Raw genomic sequence first — 18,809 nt, 5'->3', positions numbered from 1 at the left:
CCCTTTGCGGGTGACCGCGATCGACCCCGATGACCTCCGTACCTGCCTGAAGGTCCTGGCTGCGGTCGACGCGCTGCCCGTCGAGCATCCCGATGCCGTGGCGGTGCGCCGCGCGACAGCCGGGATCTACAAGTCGGTCAAGCTGCGCCGCCGCTCAGAGAAGCGGGCTGCCGTCTCGGCCGCCGACGAGGCCGTCACGGCAGCCACCGCGACCGGAGCGCCGGGCCGGATCGACGACGAGACGCAGGGTCTCCCGCTGGTCTCGACGGCGGCCGGTGCGACGGCGGGCACCCTGCTGCGCTCCCGCGCCTGCTACACGTGCAAGAACCGCTACACCGTCGTCGACGCCTGGTACCACCAGCTCTGCCCGCCGTGCGCGGCGTTCAACCGCTCGAAGCGCGACGCCCGCACCGACCTCACCGGCCGGCGCGCGCTGCTGACCGGCGGCCGGGCGAAGATCGGGATGTACATCGCGCTGCGGCTGTTGCGCGACGGCGCACACACGACGATCACCACCCGCTTCCCGAACGACGCCGTGCGCCGGTTCGCCGCGATGGAGGATTCCGCCGAGTGGCTGCACCGGCTGCGGGTAATCGGCATCGACCTGCGTGACCCCGCCCAGGTCGCCGCGCTCGCCGACGACGTCGCGAAGCAGGGCCCGCTCGACATCCTGATCAACAACGCCGCACAGACGGTGCGCCGCTCCCCCGGCGCCTACGCGCCGCTGGTCGAGGCCGAGCGGGCGCCGCTGCCGCCGGGTGAGCTGCCCGACGTCGTCACGTTCGACCACATCAGCGACGCCCACCCGGCCGCGCTGGCCGGCAGCCTCGCCGAGCACACCGCGCCGCACGCGCTCACCGAGCTGGCCCTCACCGCACGCAGTGCGTCGCCGGAACGGATCGCGGCCGGCACCGCGATCGACGCCGGCGGGCTGCTGCCCGACACCGCCGCGGTGAACAGCTGGACCCAGCGCGTCGAGGAGGTCGACCCGCTGGAGCTGCTCGAGGTGCAGCTGTGCAACCAGACGGCGCCGTTCATCCTGATCAGCCGCCTGCGCCCGGCGATGGCGGCGGCGCCGGCGCGGCGCAAGTACGTCGTGAACGTCTCGGCGATGGAGGGCCAGTTCAGCCGCGCGTACAAGGGGCCGGGCCACCCCCATACGAACATGGCGAAGGCCGCGCTGAACATGCTCACACGCACCAGCTCGGCCGAGATGCTGGAGTCCGACGGGATCCTGATGACCGCCGTCGACACCGGCTGGATCACCGACGAGCGCCCGCACCCGACCAAGCTGCGCCTCGCCGACGAGGGCTTCCACGCGCCGCTCGACCTCGTCGACGGTGCCGCGCGCGTCTACGACCCGATCGTGCGCGGCGAGGCGGGCGAGGACATCCACGGTTGCTTCATCAAGGATTACGCGCCGACGAACTGGTGATGAACCCGCTCGTGCCGAGCCGCTCCTTCGACCAGGATCCGTGGGTGTGGATCCCACGCATACCGTCATCCAGCTGACCGACCTGCACGTCGAGCCGCACGGCGCCGGCGCGAGGTACGGATTCGACACCGCCGACGTCGTGGCCGCAGCCTTGCACGCCGTCGAGGAATCCCGGCTCACCCCCAGCGCGGTCGTGTTCACCGGCGACCTCACCGAGGGCGGCCTGCCCGAGGAGTACGAGCGGCTGCGCGCGGTCGTCGACCCCGCGGTGGCACGCATCGGCGCCCCCGCGGTCTTCGTCGCCGGCAATCACGACAACAGGGCGAACCTGCGCACCCACCTGCTGGGCGCACCGGCGAGCGACGATCCGTTCGACCACACCGTCACCGCGGGCGGGCTGCGGATCATCGCTCTGGACACGTCGGTCCCGGAGCGCGGCTACGGCCTGGTCGAGCCGAAGCAGCTCGAATGGCTGCGCGCCGAGCTCGCCGTGCCGGCGCCCGCCGGGACGGTGCTCGCGCTGCACCACCCCCCGCTGCCCACACCTGTGCCGCTCTCGCAGGTGATCCCGCTGCTCAACCCCGCCGAGCTGGCCGAGGTGATCGCCGGGTCGGACGTGCGGATCGTGATCGCCGGGCACACGCACGTCGTCAGCTCGGGGGTGCTGGGCGGCGTGCCGGTCTGGGTCGGCGGCCCGCTCGCCACGACCCTCGACGGCCTCGGCCCCGCCGGCGGTCTGCGCGGGCTGGGCACCCCCACCGTCAGCCGGATCGATCTGTTCGGCGACGGCGTGCTGGCCAGCAGCGTGCCGATCGACGCCGTCGTGCACACGGAGAGCTCGCCCGCCGACACCGCCGCGGTGATCGAGCGCCTCCGCGCCGCCCTCCCCGCATAGGAACTTCCCCACCGTTTTGCCTACTTGCACACGCAGAACGGTGTGCAGGTTGGCAAAACGGTGGGGAAGTTTGCGGTTACTTCTCGGGGACGGCCACCGGCACCGGGGGTGGGATGGACGGCTTGCGCTGCCGGGCCGTTCCCATGATCGAGCCGAGGATGACGAGCGGGAAGCCGATCAGCATGCCGGTCGTCAGCGGCTCGCTCAGCACCACGACGCCGAGCAGCAGCGACACGGCCGGGCTGATGTAGGTGATCACCGTGGCGCGCGCCGGGCCGGCCTCCGCGATCAGCGCGAAGAGCACGAGGAACGCCAGCGCCGTGCAGATCACGGCGAGCCCGAGCACCGACAGCCCGGCGTCCAGCGTGACCGCCGACGGCCAGACGAACGGCGCGAACGGCGCGTAGATCACCGCGGCGACGATCAACGACGCCGTGACGACACCCATCGGCGGCAGGTCGTTGAGCTTGCGGTTGATGATGATCGGACCGATGGCGTAGCCGATCGCGGTGAGCACCACCGCGCCGATCGCCGGCAGGTCGGAGAAGTGGATGTCGAGCCCGACGAGCGCGGCGACGCCGCCCAACCCGATGCCGAGCCCGATCAGCCGGCGCGCGTCGAGCCGGTCGTGCCCGAGGCGGGTGACGATCACCGCGGCGATCGGCGGGACGAGCGCGATGAGCAGGCCGGTCGTCGAGCTGGTCAGGCGCGTCTCGGCGTGGCCGAGCAGCAACCACGGCCCGCTGATCTCGATCAGCGTGTAGACCAGCAGCGGCTTCCACCGCCGGAACACAGGCCACAACGTGCGCTGGTAGAGCGCGATAGGCAGCAGGAGCAGCGCCCCGAGCGCGGTGCGGGCGAACGCGACGATCAGCGGGTCGAGGTCCTCGACGGCCACCCTGATCATCAGGTACGGCACACCCCAGATCACGCTCAGCCCGAGGAAGAGCAACCATCCGCGCCTCGTCACGACTGGTCCACCAGCGCGCCGCTGCGGTCGATCCGCGGGAGCCGGTCGCGCCCGCGCCGGATCTCGAAGAACCCGTCGGTCGCGGCGACGAGCGCAAGCCCGTCCCAGAGCCGGCCGGCCGCCTCACCCTGCGGCACCGGCGCGACGACCGGCCCGAAGAACGCGACCGGACGCCCGTCGGGGCCGGGGACGTGCAGGGTCGGCGTGCCGAGGTCCTCGCCGAGCGGGGCGATGCCCTCCTCGTGGTTGGCCTTGAGCACGGTGTCGAGCTCGGTGTCGTCGGCGGCGTCGGCGAGCCCGACGTCCAGCCCGAGCTCCGTCAGCGCCGCGACGTAGAGCGCGCGCTCGATCGGCGCCTTGTCGTGGTGGATCATCGTGCCCATCGTCGTGTAGAGGTCGCGCAGCACGTCGCCGCCGTAGCGCTGCTCGACGGCCACCGCCACCCGCACCGGGCCCCACCCGTGGGTGAGCCACTCCGCGTACCACTCGTCGAGGCCCTCACGACCGTCGTTGAGCAGCGCCAGGCTCATCACGTGGAACCGGGCCCGCACCGGGCGCACCTGCTCGACCTGCAAGAGCCACCGCGAGTGGATCCACGCCCACGGGCAGCGGGGGTCGAACCACATGTCCACGTCGATCACGATGTCTCCTCGTCAGCTGTTCTGGTAGATCGACCGTACGAGGCCGGATTGGTTCGCAGTAGCGCCAATTCCTGCCAATATGATTGGCCCAATCCGGGCTACGCTCCTGACGTGACGCTCCACGTGAGCCTCGACGGCCCCGGCGACATCGGCGCCCGCATCCACCGGCAGATCCTCGACGCCGTGCTCACCGGGCTGCTGCGCCCCGGTGAACGGGTCCCGCCGAGCCGCGAGCTGGCCAGGACGCTGCAGGTGTCGCGGACGACGGTCGCGACGGTGTACGAGCGGCTCACCGCGGAAGGTGTGCTGGTCGGCAAGGTGGGCGCCGGCACGTTCGTCGGTACGGTCCCGCTGAACCGCACTGCCCCGCTGAACCGCACCGGCCCCGACCCGCGGCAACGCACCGCCTGCAGCACCACCGAACTCGTGCCGCGCGGCGCGTGGGCATCACTCGGCAGCGATCTGGAGCCTCTCGGGGGCGGCGCGCTCGCCGGCCCGTCGGCCCCGCCGTTCGACTTCCGCGTCGGCGCGCCCGACCCCGCGCTCTTCCCGCTGCCGGTCTGGCGCCGGCTCGTCGCCCGTGAGCTGCGCGCCGAGCTGGCCACCTCGGCCGACTACGCCGAGCCGGCCGGGCACGCCGGCCTGCGCGCCGCTATCGCGCGGCACTTCGGCATCGCGCGCTCGCTGTGGGCCGCGCCCGACGACGTGATCGTCACGCAAGGTGCGCAGCAGGCGCTCGACCTCGCAGCACGGGTGCTGATCGAGCCCGGCACGCTCGTCGCCGTCGAGGATCCGGGCTACCCGCCGGCGCGGCAGCTGTTCACCGCGCTCGGTGCCGAGGTCGTCGGGGTCCCCGTCGACGACGAGGGCATCGACGTCACGGCGCTCCCCCGCGGCGCGGCGCTGGTCTACACGACGCCGTCGCACCAGTTCCCGCTCGGCGTCCCGATGTCGCTGGCCCGGCGGGCCGCGCTGCTGCGCTGGGCCGACGAGCACGGCGCCGCGATCGTCGAGGACGACTACGACAGCGAGTTCCGCTTCTGCGACCGCCCGCTCGAACCGCTGCAGAGCCTCGACCGGGACGGCCGGGTGATCTACGTCGGCACGTTCTCCAAGACGTTGCTGCCGCTCCTGCGCATCGGGTTCCTCGTCGCGCCGCGCTCGCTGCAGCCGGCGTTGCGCGCCGCGAAGCGGCTCACCGACTGGCACGGGGTGCTCCCCGAGCAGGCCGCGCTCGGGTCGTTCATCGACGAGGGTTTGCTGGCCCGGCACATCCGAGCGGCCGGCCGCGTGTACGAGGCGCGGCACGACGAGCTGAGCGACGCCGTCGCCACGCAGCTGGGGCGCTGGCTCGAACCGGTGCCCTCGGCGGCCGGGCTGCACCTCGCCACGCGGGCCCGGCCCGGCATGTCCGTCGAGAAGATCGACCGGGTCGTCCGCCGGGCGAGGCAGTCGGGCGTCGCGATCGACCCGCTGGCCCGCTACGCAGCCACCCCGGCGACGGCACAGGCCGGCGTGGTGTTCGGCTTCGGCGCAATCCAGGCAGACAAGATCGCGACCGGCGTCGAGCTGCTGGCCGACTGCTTCCCCGCCTGACGTCGACAACGACGTAATGGCTGTTTGTGAGCGCTAACAACAGCCAGAACGTCGTTGTCGACGGTCACCCCTCGTCGAGCCAGCGCAGGATCTGCTCCGTGTGCTCGCCCACCGCGGGGACGGGGTCCATGCGGGGTGGGCGGCCGGGGAACGAGATGGGCGGCAGCAGCGACGGGATCGGGCCCGCCGGCGAGCCCACCTCCGTCCAGCGGCCGCGGGCCTCGAGCTGGGGGTGGGTCAGCACGTCCGCCACCTCGCGCAGGCGGCCGTACGCGATGCGGGCCTCCGCGAGCCGCCCGATCACCTGCTCGCCGGTGAGCGCCGCGAACACCGCGTCGATCTCCGCGTGCAGCGCGTCGCGGTGCCGCACGCGGGCCTCACCCGTGCTGAACCGCGGGTCGGTGGCCAGGTCGGCCCGGCCCAGCACGCCCGCGCAGAACGCCGCCCACTCCCGCTCGTTCTGGATGCCCAGCACCACCTCGGTGCCGTCCTTCGCGGTGAACGTGCCGTACGGCGCGATCGCGGCATGGCTGGTACCGGTCCGGCGCGGCGGCGCGCCCGTGCCCGCCGTGTACTGCAGCGGGAAGCCCATCCACTCCACGAGCCCGTCGAACAGGCTGATCTCGAGGTGCGTGCCCGCGCCGGTGCGTTCGCGGTCGTACAGCGCGGCGAGGATGCCGGAGAACGCGTACATGCCGGCCGAGATGTCGGCGGCGGGGATCCCGGCCTTCGCCGGCTCGTCCGCGCTGCCCGTCACGGCGACGAGCCCGGCCTCCGACTGGATCAGCAGGTCGTAGGCCTTCGCGTCGCGGCACGGACCGTCGGGGCCGTACCCCGAGATCGAGCAGGTGATCAGCCTCGGGAACCGTTCGCGCAGCTCGGCGGCGCCGAGCCCGAGCCGGTCCGCCGCACCCGGGGCGAAGTTCTGCACGAACACGTCGGCCCGTTCGAGCAGGCGCAGCACCACGCCGGCGTCGACCTTGAGGTCGAGCGCGATGCTTTCCTTCGACCGGTTGAGCCAGACGAAGTGGCTGGACAACCCGCGCACCGCGGTGTCATAGCCGCGGGCGAAGTCGCCGTCGCCGACCCGCTCGACCTTGATCACGCGGGCACCCATGTCGGCGAGCTGGCGCGTCGCGAACGGGGCGGCGACGGCCTGCTCGCAGGAGACGACGAGCACTCCGTCGAGCGGGAGGGAGGTCACGGCTCAACTCTTCGCGAGCGCGACCACCTCGTCCAGCCCCGCCCGCAGCCCTTCCACGAGCACGTCCGGCTCCGTCACCGCCGCGGGGTCGAGGTTGATGCCGATGCAGCACGTGCCGTCGTGCGAGATCATCGTGATCATCGCGGCGCACCCCGGCAGCGGCCCGAACGGGTACATGCGCGTGATCCGCGACCCCGCGATGTACACCGGGTGCGCCACCCCGGGCAGGTTGCTGGCCTGCACATCGTTCGCCGAGGTCATCCGGCCGGACACGGCGCCGAGCACGGGCGCCGGCATCCAGCTCAACGTCGGCGCGAGCACGCTGACGGCGTCGACGGCCGTCTCCGCGCGCGCGTCGAGCACGAACTGCCGGATCGCCCGGATCCGCACGACCGGGTCGGGCTCGTCGAGGGCGCCGGACAGCCGGGCGCCGGTGAACCGGTTGCCGCCCTGCGGATCGTCCTGCGACCGCAGGCTGATGGGAATGCCGATCGGCATCGTCTCGACGTCACCGGCGCCGAAGTGCTGGTGGTAGCGCCGGAACCCGCCCAGCACGGCTGCGAGGTACCCGTCGTTGACGGAACCGCCCGCGGCCTTCGCGCCTGCCTTCAGGTCTTTCAGCGCGACGTCGAGCACCTCGAAGTGCCACGCGCCGCTGCGCCCGGCCAGCAGCGGCGAACCGTCCTGCGCCGGTGCAACGGCCCGCCCGAGCGAGGACATCGCGTCGAGCCCGCGCGACGCCGCGTCCCACGGCCTGCTCAAGGCCCCGAGCACACCTGCGCCACGGCGCACGACCTCGCCGGGCAGGCCCCGGACGGCCCGGCTGACCTGGTCGTTCAGCAGCTCGACGGGCGAGGCTGCCGGGTCGGGCGACGGGATCGGCGGCTCGGGCCGATCAGGGTCGTGCTCGGCCGTGCGGCTGTGCAGCAGCCCCATCAGCTGCACCGCGCCCAGCCCGTCGGTCGCGCTGTGGTGGGTCGTCACGACGTACCCCGCGCCGCCGCCTTCGAGGCCCTCGATCAGCAGCGCCCGCCACAGCGGCCGGTCGCGCGGCAGCGGCGCCTCCGCGAACCCGCGCACGACGTCGAGCAGCTGGCGCATCGAGCCCGGCGCGGGCAGCCGGACCTTGGACAGGTGCTCGTCGAGATCCAGGTCGTCGACGGTCACCCAGGTCGGCGCGCCGATGCCCAGCGCCGGCTCGACGACCTTCTGCCGCATGCGCGGCACCATCCGCGACGCCCACTCGTGCGCGCCGACGAGCCGGTCCCACTCCGGCGCGGGTTCGAGCAGCTCCAGCAGCGTGACGTTGGAGCGCAGCCGCGGGTCGGCACCCTCGCCGCGCCACATCGCCGTCTCCAGCGCGTTCATCTCGGCGGAGCGGCCCCAGTCGAGCGGCGCGGCGACCGGCCCCTCGGGCCCGGTCGTCACCTCCACCTCCGACGGCGCCAGCACCGGCCCGTTCCACTCCGCGAGCGTCGCGACGAAGAGTTCGCGCACCTCCTCGACGTGCTTCTCGATGTCCTCGACACGCCACCCGTCGGTCGGGATCGGCGGCAGCACGGCAACCTGCACGGTGCCCTCGCGGATCGTGCTCGACCCGCGCCACATCAGCTCGCCGGCGTTGCGGATCACCACCGGCACCACCGGGACCCCGGCCTGCATCGCGACGTGGAAAGCGCCCTTCTTGAACGGGCCGAGCGCCGGGGTCGCCGAGCGGGTCCCCTCCGGCGCCATGACCAGCGAGATCCCCTCGCGCAGCCGCTCGACGGCCGGCGCGAGCGCCGCCTTCGCCTGCACGGTGTTGCCGCGGTCGACGAAAGCCATGTCGGCCAGCCGGAACATCAACCCGAACCCGGGGACGTTCGCGGCCTCCTTCTTCGCCACGCCGGTGAAGCCGCCGCGCAGCAGCTTCGCGAGGATCAGCACGTCGAGCTGGCTCTGGTGGTTGAAGACGAACACCGCGGGGCGAGCGCCGGCGATGTGCTCGGCCCCGCGCACATCCAGCCGCACGCCGGCGAGCGCGCTGCCCAGCTCACCCGCGAGCGCCGTGCCGAGGTCGACCCCGTCGCGGCGCGAGCCGTTCAGCAGCCCGAGCGCCACACCGGCCCCGAACCCGCCGAACATGCCGCCGATCGTCGCCGCCGTCCGCACGAGCTGGCGCACACCGGCGCGCCCCCGCGGGCGGAACCGCGCGATCGGCCACCCCTTCTCCGCGGCCGCCTCGGCGAGGCCCGGCTCCGGGTTGAGCGCCCGCGCGCGGCCGACCGTCGAGAGGAACGGGACGTCCTCCGTGCCGTTCGAGTAGGCGTAGCTGCGGGCCAGGTCGACGCCGTGGTCCGGGGCGAACGCCCGCACCGCGGCCGCCTTGCCGGCCCGCCACAGCGGCGGCCCGCCGGGACGCCCGGTGGCCAGCCCGTTCTCGATCCCGACGGGGGTGACGAGCACGTGCTCGACGCCCATCGCCCGCGCGGCCGGCTCCACCTGGAAGCGGGTGGCCGAGGAGGCCAGCACGACCGTGTGCCCGGCCCTGCGGTGCGCCTCCACGAGCCGCCACGCCTCGGGGTACAGCGACCCCGCGATGCCCTGGACGAACAGCCGCTCCCCCAGCTCGGTCAGCTCGTCCTCGCTGCGCCCCGCCCAGGAGCGCATGCCGAGCACGAAGAACTCCTCGAAGTCCTCCTCGGTCGTCACCCCGCGCATGCCGATCAGCAGCATCCGCCCCACGTCGGTCGGGGTGACGTGCCCCGACCGCAGGTGGTGGCGGGCGAACGCGCCGAGCGAGAAGCCGTCGATCAGCGTGCCGTCGAAGTCGAAGAAGGCGCCGATCTCCGGGCCCTGCGGGCCAGCGGCGACGTCGGCGACGAGCCGGTCCTCATCCCACAGCTCAGGGTTCAACACCCACCGCCTCCCGACGCAGCTCAGCGTCGATCTCGTCGATCCTGATCACCCGCGCCACCGTGGCGCGCAGCTGCTCGGCGAACGCCTGGCGGCGCTGCCCCAGCTCGTCCCGGCCGGGGTCGACCAGGTCGCGGTTCGCGGCGAGCTTCAACGCGCTCGCGAACAGCTCACGCGACAGCGACTCCGGGCCGTGCAGTCTGCCCTGCAACAGCATCTGCTGCCCGACGCCGCCGCACTCGTCGAGGAACTCCTTGTCGACGACCGGCCGGCGCGGGTCGCGAGCCGCGAGCCGCTCGGCCACGACGAGTTGGGCGTCGAGGAACGAGCGCAGCACGCGGTGCGCGATGAGGAAGTCGGTGCGCCGCAGCGCCTCCTCGCCGTCCGTCGACTCCCACGACGTGTCGATCCGGCGCAACTGCTCGGTCAGCTGCGCCCGGTAGGTCTCGCGGTCGGGGAAGAAGAACTCGAACTTGAGCAGGTCGCGCAGCGCCGCCGCCTCGTCCCAGCGCTCGGCGGGCGCGGCGAGCAGCACCAGCTCGGCGATCGCGCGGTCGACGAAGTGGTGGATCGCGCTGTTGCGGTAGAACGCGGCGATCAGGTGCTGGCCGCGCTCGATCGCGTAGACCGGCTCCTCGCCGCCGGAGTAGATCGTCACGACCTTCGACTGCGCGAGCGCCCCCAGCACGCGCCGCACGCCGGTCGCGCTGTGCAGCGCGTCGACCGCACCGACGAGCGCACGTTCCTCGAGGTAGGAGCGGACCGGCTCCAGCACCCGCTGCACCTGGCCCAGCGTCAACGCCCGGTCGCGCACACCGAGCAGCGCCAACGTCACCAGGGCCGTCGCGACGACCGGGGTGACCCGGTTGATCCCGACCGACACCTCGAACGCGACCTTCTGCAAGGCCAGCCTGCGCGCATCGTCGTCGGCGGCGGCACCGTCGTCGTGGGCTGGCAACATCGCCCGCAACGAGATCGGCTCCGCGAACCGCACGTACGCCGAGCCGATCGGCGAGAGCTGCGCCTTCGCGTAGCGGGCCAGCCACGCCAGCCCCTCGCCCTTCTTCGGCGCGCCGACCTGCTCGGCAGCCATCGCGGAGACCTCGCGCAGCTGGTCGTAGGTGATCGAGACCGGCACCAGGTAGACGTCCTCGGTGCGGCCCCGCTCGACCGCCTCCGCGACGTTGGCGAGCAGCCCGTAGCGGGGCGGGCGCAGCTTGCCGGTGCGGGAGCGGCCGCCCTCCATGTACCACTCCATGTTGAACCGCTTGGCCAGCAAGAACCCGAAGTACTCGCGCACGGCCAGCTTGTAGATCTCGTCGTCGCCGAAGCTGCGGCGGATGAACACGATGCCAGCGCGCTTGGCGAGCGGACCGACCGGCCAGAACCGCAGGTTGTCCCCGCCCAGCACGTGGTTGCGGGGGAACTCGTGCTCGGCGAGGACGTCGGCCAGCAGCAGCGGATCGGCGTAGGAGCGGTGGCTCGGCAGGAACACCAGCGCGTGCCGCCGGTTCAGCTCGCGCAGCTTCTCCAGGCCGGCGTCGTCGACCTGGACGTCCCACGCGCGCTTGTGCAGCGGGCGCAGCGCGCCGGTCAGCAGGTCGACGGCCATCGGGCTCATCGAGGCGACCAGCCCGTGCAGGTCGTCCTGCGCCTTGGCCGCGACCTCGGCCTCCGGCAGCTCCAGGCGCGCGGCCAGCTCGCGGATCTCGCGGCGGAACTGCTGGCTGCCCTCGATGTCCTCGACGATGTGCTTGGGCACCTTGTAGCGGTCGCCGACGAGCGTGCGCTCCGCGCGGTCCAGCGCCAGCGTCGCCTGCCGCGCGACGAACTCGCCGAATGCGACGTCCCCGCCCGAGGCGGCCGCCCGGCCGCCGAACCGCAGCCGCAGGTCGGCGACGGTGGCCGGTTCGGCGGCGACGACCACCGCGCGATCCGGCTCACGGCGGGCGATGCGGGCCTGCGCGGCAGCGCTCGGGCGGCGCGGGTTGGTCAGCGAGATGACGTCCGACCAGCGGACGCGGCGCTGCCCGTTGCGTTCGCGGGGCATCCACGCCACCCGGACGGGCACCACGAGCGTGCCGGAGGGCTGCTGGGCGAGCGGGCGGGCGAGGGCGGCACCGCGCAGTGGCAGCACCGCGGTCGGGGCGATCTCGGCGCCCTGCATCCACTCCTTGATCAGTCCACGCTCGACCTCGCTCGGCGCCTCGACGATCACAACCACGGGCGAGGTGTCGGTCATCCACCCATCCTGGCCCATGGGGTGAGCGCGGTCACCCATCCGGTGCCGTCTGCGCGTCGGTGCCGTCCTCCGAGCCGCCATGCAGGCACCCTTCAAGGCCTTTCTTCGCGAAAGGCCAATGGCCCTCCCGCTTCCTTGGGCAGAACAGGTGAATCATGGAGTGTGCCCGACGGCAGATTTGAAATGCGGAGTCTACGCTGGTACTACTGAGCGCTCACAGATCAGCGCCCTCTGCGCAGGTACCGAAATCCAGGAGTGAACGTGCATTTGGATTTCCCCGATCAGCACACTCCTCGCTACGCCGACTTCGAGATCGGCGGAGTTTCGGACGAGACCATGCGGGAGGGCGGTGAGCGCGCATTGTTCGGCGCCGACGATGCCCGCAAGCTGCTTCTCGTCGAAGCATTGGCGGCCGCCGGGATACGTGATATCGATTTGGGTTCCGGCATCGCGGAGCCAGTGTTCCTGCGCCGCTGCCTCGACGCGAAGTTCGTGCTCGGCCGACTGCCGGCGGCCACCCACTTCGCCTTCAACATGACGCTTCAGACTTGGGAGCCGCTGACGTCCGCGCTGGCCGCCGACGTGCCGCGCGACTACCTCGCCGACATCTCCGTGAGCCTCGGGATGATCGAGATCGGCCAGTCGGAGAACCTGCTGGAACGGGTGCATGAGCGGCTTGCCCAAGCAGGCGTGCACCGCTTCCGTGCCAGCATCCTCAACGCCTTCTCCGGTGACGTCGACGAGGAGCAGTACCTTTTCATCGACGAGCAGATCTCCCGGTGCCGCCAGCTCGGCATCGACCTCGTGCGGATCAACGATTCGACCGGCACCCTGCTGCCTCATGCGACGGCCGTGCTCGCCGCGAACCTCGTCCACGACAACCCGGATATGCAGTTCTACCTGCACGGCCACGATGACCGCGGCCTCGGCACGGCGAACTCCCTGATCTCGGTCATGCACGGCTTCCAGATCGTGGAAGGCGGCGTGGGCGGGTTCGGCAACAGAGCCGGGCTACCCCTCTTGGAAGCACTCGCGCGCATCTTCCAGGAGCGCGGAATCACCGTTGCCACCGGCGCGCTCGATGTCGAAGGGCTCACGAAGGCTGCAGCCGTTGCCGAGGACGTCTTCATGGTCGTGCCTGATGTCTACCGGCCGATCAGCGGGATGCTCGTCGAGAACGAGAACGCCGGGATCGTCAACGTCCCCGACCACCTCGGAGTTCGCCGCTCGGTCGAGTACTTCCTCAACCCGATTGGCCTGTTCCCGCGCACGGTGCACCAGATGCTCACCCGCGCAGGAGTACCGACCGACCGCCTCGACGAGGATTTTGTCGAGCGGGTGTGCGGCCGACTGCGCTCCCACATGGAGGGTGCGCATTATCAGGAGAAGCGTGCCCGATTCACGCAACTGCTCGACGAGATCCGCGACTTCTACACCGGAATCGTCCGGCTCGACGACGTGCAACGGGCCGCACTGGAAGAGTTGCAAACAACACCTCGGGTGCTCGACCGCGTGACGGGCTGACGGCGCACATGGGACAGATCCTCTTATCGGTGGCACCGCTGTTCGCGGTCGTACTCATCGGGTATGCGGCGAGCTTTCGCCGCACCTTCGACTCAGGAATGGCGAAGACCCTCAACGACTTCGTCTATTACGTGCCGTTGCCCGCATTGCTCTTCACCTCTGTGGCCCGAGCCGATCTCACCGCCGGCATCCCGATGAACTTCGGGCTCGCCATCGTCGCCGGGATCGTCGTCGCATGGTTGCTCGGCGCCGCAGGTGCCCGCTTGCTGTTCCGCCGCTCGGTGTCGGTCGCCGGTGCGGTGGGCATGGTCGCCGCGTACGGCAACGTCGCCTACCTCGGCGTCCCGCTGCTCATCGCGATCCGGGGCGCCGACGCCGCGTTCCCGGCCGCGTTGGGCTCACTCGTGCACAATTTGCTGTGCATCGGGACGTTCCTGGCATGGGCGACGATCACCGAACAGCGGGACACCGGGCCAGGGGCAGCCCGATCCACGACCACGACCGGCTCGCTCACCCGGACGATCGCGCGCCGCGTGCTGCTGAACCCGGTGGCCCTGTCCGTCGCAGCGGGCCTGGTCGTCGCGGGTTTGCGCCTCCAGGTGCCCGGACCGGTCTGGCAGACCGGCATCCTGCTCGGCGCTGCGGCGGCGCCCGGGGCGCTCTTCGCACTCGGCCTGACGTTGCGGCGCGCGGTGGATTCGCTGCGGGCAGGCGCGCTGGCTGTGTCGGAGATCGGGTTCGCGGTGCAGGTCAAGCTGATCCTCCAGCCCGCAGTCGTGCTGCTGCTGGTCACCTTCGCCTTCCCCATGCCGCCGCTGTGGGCGCTCGTGACCGTCCTCATGGCGGCGTTGCCGAATGCCGCCACGTGCTACGTGCTGGCCCAGCAGTTCGACGTCCACGTCCAGGAGGTCGCGGCCACCGTCGTGCTCTCCACGCTCCTCGCGATCTTCTCGCTCTCCGCCATCGCCGCGCTCCTCCTCGCCTGAGACATGTCGCGGCTAGCCCGCGGTCGCGCGCGGACGTGCACCGGAACTGCGTCGACGCGCCGGCGCCGGTGCACCACAATCGGGCTCCGTGATCCCCGATCTGCGCCGCGCCACCCCTGACGACGTCCCCGCCATGGCCGCCACCGACGGGCGGGCCTTCGGCGCCCACTTCTCGGCCGCCGAGATCGAGGACTTCCGGAAGGTCTTCGAGCCCGAGCGGTTCGTGCTGGCGACCGACCCCGCCGACAAGGCGATCGTCGGGGTCGCCGGGTCGTACGCGTTCGACATCACGCTGCCCGGCGGGGCGGTGGTGCCGTCCCCGGGTGTCACCTGGGTGTCGGTGGCCGCGACCCACCGCAGGCGCGGGATCCTGCGCCGGATGATGGCCGAGCAGCACAGCACGTTCATCGAGCAGGGCGCTCCGCTCTCGATCCTGACGGCCAGCGAGGCCAGCATCTACGGCCGCTTCGGCTACGGACCGGCCACCCGCACCGCGAAGGTCGAGATCGACCGCCGGCTCACGTCGTTCCGGCCCGATGCGCCCGACCCCGGCGGCGCCCGGTTCATCGACGCCGACGAGGCCCGCACGCACGCGCCCGACGTGCACCGACGCTGGTGCGCGGTCACGCCGGGCGCGGTCAGCCGCAGCGAGGCGTGGTGGGACACCATGCTGCCGGACCGCGACTACAACAAGGGCGGCGCGACGGCACTGTTCTACATCGCGCACCCCGACGGGTACGTCTCCTACCGCCGAGGGCACTCCGACGACAGCTGCCGGGTGGCCGACTTCTTCGCCGCGACGCCGGAGGCGCACGCCGCGCTGTGGCGGGTGCTGCTGGGCATGGACCTCGTCGAGCAGGTGCGGATCCGCTCCTGCCCGCTCGACGACCCGCTGCCGTTCCTGCTCACCGACTCACGGCTGGTCCGGACAACGGGCCTTGCCGACGGCCTGTGGGCGCGGGTGCTCGACGTGCCGGCCGTGCTGAGCGCCCGTCGTTACGCCACCGAGGTCGACGTCGTGCTGGACGTCGAGGACACGTTCCTCGACCGCGGCGGCCGGTTCCGGCTGCGCGGCGGCCCGGAGGGCGCCACCTGCGAGCCGACCGGAGACACCGCCGAGGCCTCGTTCGGGATCTCGACGCTCGGCGCGCTCCTCTTCGGCGCGCACACCCCCAGCACGTTCGCCAGGGCCGGCCAGCTCACGGCCGATCCGTCCGTCGTGGGGCGGCTCAACGCCGCGTTCGTCCCGGAGCGCCTGCCGGTCTTCGGCACCAACTTCTGACCCGAACTTCCCCACCGTTTTGGGTGGATGCGCGCTCCGCAGGCGCGCAAGTGCCCAAAACGGTGGGGAACTCGCCCGGCCGCGGCCGAACTTGCCCACCGTTTTGCCAACCTGCACGCCCTCGGGGCCGTGCAGGTTGGCAAAACGGTGGGGAGGTTTCAGGTGACGGGGGCGAGGCAGAGCACGAGGCCCAGCTCGCCGACGCCCTCCTTGCCCTGCCAGTACGAGCTGGTCGCGTCGGGGAACGGCGTGCAGGCGAAAAGGCTCGCGTCGATCATGGTGCGCTCCTCCAGCCGGCCGACCACCCGGAACGCCGCCGACGGGTCGCCGCACGGGACCACGGCGACGTCGTTGGTGCCCCGCTCCGCGACGCAGTCGCCCACCGCGGCGGCCGCAGGGGCGGTGCGGCCGATGAACCAGTAGCCGGCGCCGCCGAGCCCGGCCAGCACGAGCAAGGCCACGACCCAACCGATCCACTTCTTCGAGCGGCGGACGCGCGGCGCACCGGGCGGGGGTCCGGGCAGGGGGCGGAGCAGCAGGCCCGGTGCGGTGTCCACTGGCCAGTAGCCGTTCCCCTGCTGTCCGGGCCCCTGCTGTCCGGGCCACTGCTGTCCGGGCCACTGCTGAGCCTGCTGGGGGACCCGGCCGTCGACGGGCGGGCGCGGGGCCGGGATGCCCGGCATCGGCGGTGTCGCCGGACCGTACGGCCCGGGCCCTGGCCCGTGCATGGGTCGCGGCGGCATCGGCCGGCGAGGACCGGGGCCGGAGTACTGCTGCGGCGACGGGTTGCGGAGGTACGTGCCGGGCATCGCGGGCGGCCGGTGGCCCGGACCTGCAGAGGGCTGCCGCTGACCGGGGTGTCCCGGAGGGAAGGGCTGGTTCATGGGGGGCTCCTGTGCTGCGCGCCGCCCGACACGGCGTTGCTGGAAGCAGCATTCGCTCGATGCGGCCGCGGCGGCATGGCCGCGGAGGGTGAGAACCGTTGCGGTGGGTAAGGCTTTGCTGTCCGTTCCGACACACCGCCGGGGGCGGTACATAGAGTGCTGCCATGGCCGACCCCGGGAACATCCGCCCGATCGAGGACTCCGTCGTCCGCGACTTCACGGTGAACCTGTCCTACGGCGCGTACCTGCACCTCGACGAGGTGCTCTCCGCGCAGCACCCGGTCAGCAAGCCGGAGCACCACGACGAGCTGCTGTTCATCGTCCAGCACCAGACGTCCGAGCTGTGGCTGAAGCTCGTGCTGCACGAGCTGCGCGCCGTGCAGGACCTGCTCGCCGCCGACGACCTGCGGCCCGCGCTGAAGAGCCTGGCGCGGGTCAAGCACATCCAGCGGACGCTGACCGACCAGTGGTCGGTGCTCGCGACGCTCACGCCGTCGGAGTACGCGGAGTTCCGCAGCTTCCTGGGCACGTCGTCGGGGTTCCAGTCCGACCAGTACCGCAGCGTCGAGTTCGTGCTCGGCAACAAGAACGCCGCGATGCTGGAGCTGTTCCACCACGACGACCGGGCCCGGTCGCAGCTCGCCGACCTGCTCGCCCGGCCCAGCGTCTACGACGAGTTCCTGCGCTACCTCGCCCGGCACGGCCACCCCGTCCCGGCCGCGGTGCTCGATCGCGACGTCACGAAGCCGCACACGTTCTGCGAGGACCTCGTCCCGGTCTTCCGCACGATCTACGAGAACGCCCACGAGTACTGGGAGGCGTACGAGACGTGCGAGGAGCTGGTCGACCTCGAGGAGAACTTCCAGCTATGGCGGTTCCGGCACCTCAAGACCGTCGAGCGGACGATCGGGATCAAGCGCGGGACCGGCGGGTCGAGCGGGGTGACGTTCCTGCGCAAGGCGTTGGAGCTGACGTTCTTCCCAGAGCTGTACGCGGTGCGGACGGAGATCGGCCGATGACCGGTGTCACCACCTCTGCGCAGGCCTTGGACGCCGCCGACCCGCTGGCCCGGTTCCGCGAGCGGTTCGTGCCCAGCCCCGGCGTCGTCGCCTACCTCGACGGCAACTCGCTGGGCCGGCCACCCGCGGTCACGGCCGACCGGGTCGAGCGGTTCCTGCGCGAGGAGTGGGCGGGTCGGCTCATCCGCGGCTGGACGGACGACGGTCCGGACGGGCCGTGGATGGAGTGGCCGGAGCGGGTGGGCGACCGGGTCGCCGCGGCGGCACTGGGCGCGGCACCTGGGCAGACGGTTGTCGCCGACTCCACCACCGTCATGCTCTACAAGCTCGCCCGGGCCGCCGTGGACGGTCGCCCGGGGCGCCGCGAGATCGTCGTCGACTCCGACAACTTCCCCACCGACCGCTACGTGCTGGAGGGCATCGCCGCCGAGCGCGGCTGCACGCTGCGGTGGGTCGAGACCGACCCGACCGCGGGCATCACCCCCGAGCAGGTCGCCGAGGTCGTGGGGCCGCAGACCGCGCTCGTGCTGATGTCACACGTCGCTTACCGGTCGGGTTGGCTCGCGGACGCGCCCGCGATCAACCGGATCGCGCACGACGCAGGTGCGCTCGTGCTCTGGGACCTCTGCCACTCGGCGGGTGCCGTCGAGCTGGAGCTGGACGCGTGGAACGTCGACCTCGCCGTGGGCTGCACGTACAAGTACCTCAACGGCGGGCCCGGCTCGCCCGCGTTCGGGTACGTGCGCCGCGACCTGCAGGAGGAGCTGCGGCAGCCGATCCAGGGCTGGATGGGGCGGCGCGACCCGTTCGAGATGGGCCCCGGCTACACGCCGGCCGCCGGGGTGCGCGGGATCGTCAGCGGCACGCCGCCGATCTTCGCGATGGTCCCGCTGCTCGCCGCGCTGGAGATGCTCGAAGAAGCTGGCATCGGCGCGGTGCGGGCCAAGTCGCAGGCGCTGACGGCGTACGCGCTGGAGATCGTCGACAGCTGGCCGGGCTCGCTCGGCGTGCAGGTGGTCTCGCCGCGCGCGCCGGAGCGCCGCGGCGGGCACGTCACCCTGCGCCGCGCCGGGTTCCGCAAGCTGCTCGACCCGTTGTGGGCACGTGGCGTGATCCCCGACTACCGGGAGCCCGACGGCATCCGGATCGGGCTCGCGCCGCTCTCGACCAGCTTCGCCGAGGTGCACGCCGGGCTGACCGTGTTGCGCGAAGTGGTGGAAGGGCTCGGCCAATAGG

14 protein-coding genes are annotated in these 18,809 nt (G+C 72.1%); 8 read left to right on the top strand and 6 right to left on the bottom strand.

Translation table 11 applies throughout. The features are described 5' to 3' along the window. Positions 1-10 precede the first annotated feature (10 nt). Both LL648_RS16510 and LL648_RS16505 read left to right on the top strand, forming a co-directional pair. Entirely contained in the window at positions 11-1,435 is a 1,425-nt protein-coding gene (locus tag LL648_RS16510; RefSeq protein ID WP_232663454.1) for an SDR family NAD(P)-dependent oxidoreductase, read from the top strand. A gap of 46 nt (positions 1,436-1,481) precedes the next feature. After that, the gene (locus tag LL648_RS16505; protein WP_232663453.1) at positions 1,482-2,330 is read left to right on the top strand and encodes a metallophosphoesterase family protein; all 849 of its coding nucleotides are present in this window, start codon (positions 1,482-1,484) and stop codon (positions 2,328-2,330) included. A 76-nt stretch (positions 2,331-2,406) separates the two neighbouring features. Here the strand turns inward: LL648_RS16505 and LL648_RS16500 are convergent, their stop codons facing one another. Together LL648_RS16500 and LL648_RS16495 are read right to left on the bottom strand one after the other, a co-directional pair. Further along, positions 2,407-3,300, bottom strand: a complete 894-nt coding sequence (locus tag LL648_RS16500) for a DMT family transporter (protein ID WP_232663452.1) — start codon at positions 3,298-3,300, stop codon at positions 2,407-2,409. After that, positions 3,297-3,941 (bottom strand): DsbA family protein, encoded by a 645-nt coding sequence (locus LL648_RS16495; protein WP_232663451.1) that lies wholly within the window; start codon positions 3,939-3,941, stop codon positions 3,297-3,299. The genes LL648_RS16500 and LL648_RS16495 overlap by 4 nt, the downstream gene beginning before the upstream one ends. A gap of 111 nt (positions 3,942-4,052) precedes the next feature. Between LL648_RS16495 and pdxR the strand changes: the two genes are divergently transcribed. Continuing rightward, positions 4,053-5,537 carry a MocR-like pyridoxine biosynthesis transcription factor PdxR gene (pdxR, locus tag LL648_RS16490; protein ID WP_232663450.1) on the top strand — a complete coding sequence of 495 codons (1,485 nt, stop codon included), beginning with the start codon at positions 4,053-4,055 and terminating at the stop codon, positions 5,535-5,537. A 64-nt stretch (positions 5,538-5,601) separates the two neighbouring features. On the opposite strand, the gene LL648_RS16485 is transcribed toward pdxR, so the two are convergent. From LL648_RS16485 to LL648_RS16475, 3 genes are read right to left on the bottom strand one after another with little or no spacing between them, the layout of a single operon-like run. Continuing rightward, entirely contained in the window at positions 5,602-6,741 is a 1,140-nt protein-coding gene (locus LL648_RS16485) for a CaiB/BaiF CoA transferase family protein (protein ID WP_232663449.1), read from the bottom strand. A 3-nt stretch (positions 6,742-6,744) separates the two neighbouring features. Beyond that, positions 6,745-9,639: an HAD-IB family hydrolase gene (locus LL648_RS16480; RefSeq protein ID WP_232663448.1), complete on the bottom strand. Its 2,895-nt coding sequence runs from the start codon at positions 9,637-9,639 to the stop codon at positions 6,745-6,747. Beyond that, on the bottom strand, positions 9,626-11,878 hold the full coding sequence (locus LL648_RS16475; RefSeq protein WP_232663447.1) for a glycerol-3-phosphate 1-O-acyltransferase: 2,253 nt from the start codon (positions 11,876-11,878) through the stop codon (positions 9,626-9,628). The genes LL648_RS16480 and LL648_RS16475 overlap by 14 nt, the downstream gene beginning before the upstream one ends. A 261-nt stretch (positions 11,879-12,139) precedes the next feature. Here LL648_RS16475 and LL648_RS16470 point away from each other — a divergent pair, with 261 nt between their 5' ends. The 3 genes from LL648_RS16470 (at position 12,140) to LL648_RS16460 (ending at position 15,670) form a co-directional block, all read left to right on the top strand. Next, positions 12,140-13,402, top strand: a complete 1,263-nt coding sequence (locus LL648_RS16470; RefSeq protein WP_232663446.1) for a hypothetical protein — start codon at positions 12,140-12,142, stop codon at positions 13,400-13,402. 29 nt (positions 13,403-13,431) lie between these two features. Further along, positions 13,432-14,388: an AEC family transporter gene (locus LL648_RS16465; protein ID WP_232663445.1), complete on the top strand. Its 957-nt coding sequence runs from the start codon at positions 13,432-13,434 to the stop codon at positions 14,386-14,388. An 88-nt stretch (positions 14,389-14,476) separates the two neighbouring features. After that, positions 14,477-15,670: a GNAT family N-acetyltransferase gene (locus LL648_RS16460; RefSeq protein ID WP_232663444.1), complete on the top strand. Its 1,194-nt coding sequence runs from the start codon at positions 14,477-14,479 to the stop codon at positions 15,668-15,670. 158 nt (positions 15,671-15,828) lie between these two features. On the opposite strand, the gene LL648_RS16455 is transcribed toward LL648_RS16460, so the two are convergent. Continuing rightward, positions 15,829-16,554: an LppU/SCO3897 family protein gene (locus LL648_RS16455; protein ID WP_232663443.1), complete on the bottom strand. Its 726-nt coding sequence runs from the start codon at positions 16,552-16,554 to the stop codon at positions 15,829-15,831. 164 nt (positions 16,555-16,718) lie between these two features. Here LL648_RS16455 and kynA point away from each other — a divergent pair, with 164 nt between their 5' ends. Then, the gene (gene kynA, locus LL648_RS16450; RefSeq protein ID WP_232663442.1) at positions 16,719-17,573 is read left to right on the top strand and encodes a tryptophan 2,3-dioxygenase; all 855 of its coding nucleotides are present in this window, start codon (positions 16,719-16,721) and stop codon (positions 17,571-17,573) included. Continuing rightward, positions 17,570-18,808 (top strand): kynureninase, encoded by a 1,239-nt coding sequence (locus LL648_RS16445; RefSeq protein ID WP_232663441.1) that lies wholly within the window; start codon positions 17,570-17,572, stop codon positions 18,806-18,808. Before kynA ends, LL648_RS16445 begins: the two co-directional genes overlap by 4 nt. The last annotated feature ends 1 nt before the right edge of the window (position 18,809 follow it).

It is taken from the genome of Pseudonocardia sp. TRM90224, from assembly GCF_021245725.1.
In the GTDB taxonomy this organism is placed as follows: Bacteria; Actinomycetota; Actinomycetes; order Mycobacteriales; family Pseudonocardiaceae; genus Pseudonocardia.
Note: the sequence above shows the minus strand (reverse complement) of the source record. Positions and strands in the feature narration are given on the sequence as shown.